This window comes from Candidatus Methylomirabilota bacterium (assembly GCA_036005065.1).
In the GTDB taxonomy this organism is placed as follows: domain Bacteria; phylum Methylomirabilota; class Methylomirabilia; order Rokubacteriales; family DASRDR01; genus DASYQW01.
The window spans coordinates 1-1,851 of sequence record DASYQW010000250.1 but is presented as its reverse complement, the minus strand read 5'-3'; the positions used below and the strand labels follow the sequence as shown (position 1 = coordinate 1,851).

The following is a 1,851-nucleotide window of genomic DNA, read 5'->3' as shown; positions in this document are numbered from 1 at the left end:
CGACACCAACCGGAGGCAGTGAGCCATGACGACCAATCGCGTTCGCGAGATCCTCGGCTGGTACGGCAGCGACAGCCCCGGCACCCTCACCAACCTCGCCCGGCTCCTCGCGCACGGCCGCCTCGGAGGCACCGGGAAGCTCGTCATCCTGCCCGTGGACCAGGGCTTCGAGCACGGACCCGGGCGGAGCTTCGCCCCCAATCCGCCGGCCTACGATCCCCACTACCACTTCGAGCTGGCGATCGAGGCCGGCTGCAACGCCTACGCCGCGCCGCTCGGGTTCCTGGAGGCGGGGGCCCGCGAGTACGCCGGGCAGATCCCCCTCATCCTCAAGCTCAACAACCACGACGTCCTGCTCGAGGAGCCGGACCCGGCCCAGGCCGTCACCGGGAGCGTCCGGGATGCCCTCCGCCTCGGCTGCGTCGGCGTCGGATTCACCATCTATCCCGGCTCGACCCACCGCCTCGAGATGTACGGCGAGATCCGGGCCATCACCGAGGAGGCCAAGGCCCACGGCCTGGTGGTCGTGGTCTGGTCGTACCCGCGGGGCTCGGGGCTCACCAAGGCCGGCGAGACCGCCATCGACGTCACCGCCTACGCCGCCCACATCGCCGCCCAGCTCGGCGCTCACCTCATCAAGGTGAAGCTCCCGGCCGCCCACCTCGAGCAGGCGCCCGCCAAGAAGGTGTACGAGGCTCAGGGCATCCCCACCGGCACCCTGGCCGAGCGGGTCCGGCACGTCGTCCAGAGCTGCTTCAACGGACGGCGGATCGTGATCTTCTCGGGCGGCCCCGCCCAGGAGCAAGACGAAACGGTCTACGAAGAGGTCCGCGGGATCCGCGACGGCGGGGGGTTCGGCTCCATCATCGGCCGGAACTCGTTCCAGCGGAAGCGGCCCGACGCCCTCCGCTTCCTCCGGACGGTGATGGACATCTACGCGGGCACGGTGAAGTAGCCGCCGGGCTGTGAGTATGATGGAGGGGCAGGGGCACCGGGAAGCCGGTGCCCGCCGCGCTCCGAGTCCCCCGCTCATAGGAGAGTGCCATGCTGATCTCGGTCGCCTACCAGCCCCTCGTCGCGCTCATCGCGGGGATCCTGATCCTGATCATGCCGCGACTGTTGAACTACATCGTCGCCATCTACCTGATCGTGATCGGCCTCCTGGGGCTCGTCCACCGCTGAAACCGGGGGGGCCGCGCTTCCCCCCTAGGGAGTCGACTCTAACGACTTTTGGAACTTGCGCGCCGCGGGCCGATCGCTGTTAAGCTGGTCTCATGGGCCCCGGTGCGACAGTCCTCGTCGTCGACGACGACGCCGACATCCGGCACGCGCTGCGCCTCCTGCTCGAGGACGCCGGAGCCCGGGTGATTTCGGCGGCCAATGGCCTGGAAGCGCTCGCCCTCCTCGCCATCGAGTCCCCCGACGTCATCCTGTGCGACCTGCGCATGCCCGTCCTCGACGGCTTCGGGTTCGTCCGCCGGCTCCGGCAGAATCCCCGCCGCGCCCACACGCCCGTCATCGCGATCTCGGCGATCTCGAGCTTCGGGCAGGAGCGCGCCCACGCGGCAGGGTTCGACGGCTATCTGGCCAAGCCGTTCAACGTCGCCCACCTGGTGGGCATCCTCGCCGGAGCCCGGGCCCGCCGGGCGGCCTGACGCTCGGCCGGGGGCGCAGACATGGCTCGAGCGAAGCGCCCCCGCACGAAGCAGCCGAAGAAGCTTGCCGAGCGCTCTCGCCGCACCGTAGACGAGGCGCGCCGGCGCGCGGCTGGCACGACCCCGCCGTCGCCTCGTCCGGACGAAAAACCCCAGAAAGACGTGCCGCGAGGACGCACGGCGCTCGACGACTGAC

At 70.3% G+C, this 1,851-nt stretch carries 3 protein-coding genes; all 3 read left to right on the top strand.

Annotation, left to right across the window (positions count from 1 at the left end; all coding sequences use genetic code 11):
• Window positions 1-25: 25 nt before the first annotated feature.
• The 3 genes from VGW35_17875 to VGW35_17865 all read left to right on the top strand — a co-directional run bounded on the left by VGW35_17875 (window position 26) and on the right by VGW35_17865 (window position 1,655).
• Entirely contained in the window at window positions 26-955 is a 930-nt protein-coding gene (locus VGW35_17875) for a class I fructose-bisphosphate aldolase (GenBank protein HEV8309533.1), read from the top strand.
• Between the two features lie 89 nt (window positions 956-1,044).
• Complete coding sequence (locus VGW35_17870) at window positions 1,045-1,182, top strand: DUF3096 domain-containing protein (protein HEV8309532.1); 138 nt, start codon at window positions 1,045-1,047, stop codon at window positions 1,180-1,182.
• A gap of 92 nt (window positions 1,183-1,274) precedes the next feature.
• Entirely contained in the window at window positions 1,275-1,655 is a 381-nt protein-coding gene (locus tag VGW35_17865) for a response regulator (GenBank protein ID HEV8309531.1), read from the top strand.
• Window positions 1,656-1,851 lie beyond the last annotated feature (196 nt).

Bases quoted from the DNA above. Each gene is read 5' to 3' on its own strand.
- VGW35_17875 (HEV8309533.1), top strand. From the start codon at position 26: ATGACGACCAATCGCGTTCGCGAGATCCTCGGCTGGTACGGCAGCGAC.
- VGW35_17870 (HEV8309532.1), top strand. From the start codon at position 1,045: ATGCTGATCTCGGTCGCCTACCAGCCCCTCGTCGCGCTCATCGCGGGG.
- VGW35_17865 (HEV8309531.1), top strand. From the start codon at position 1,275: ATGGGCCCCGGTGCGACAGTCCTCGTCGTCGACGACGACGCCGACATC.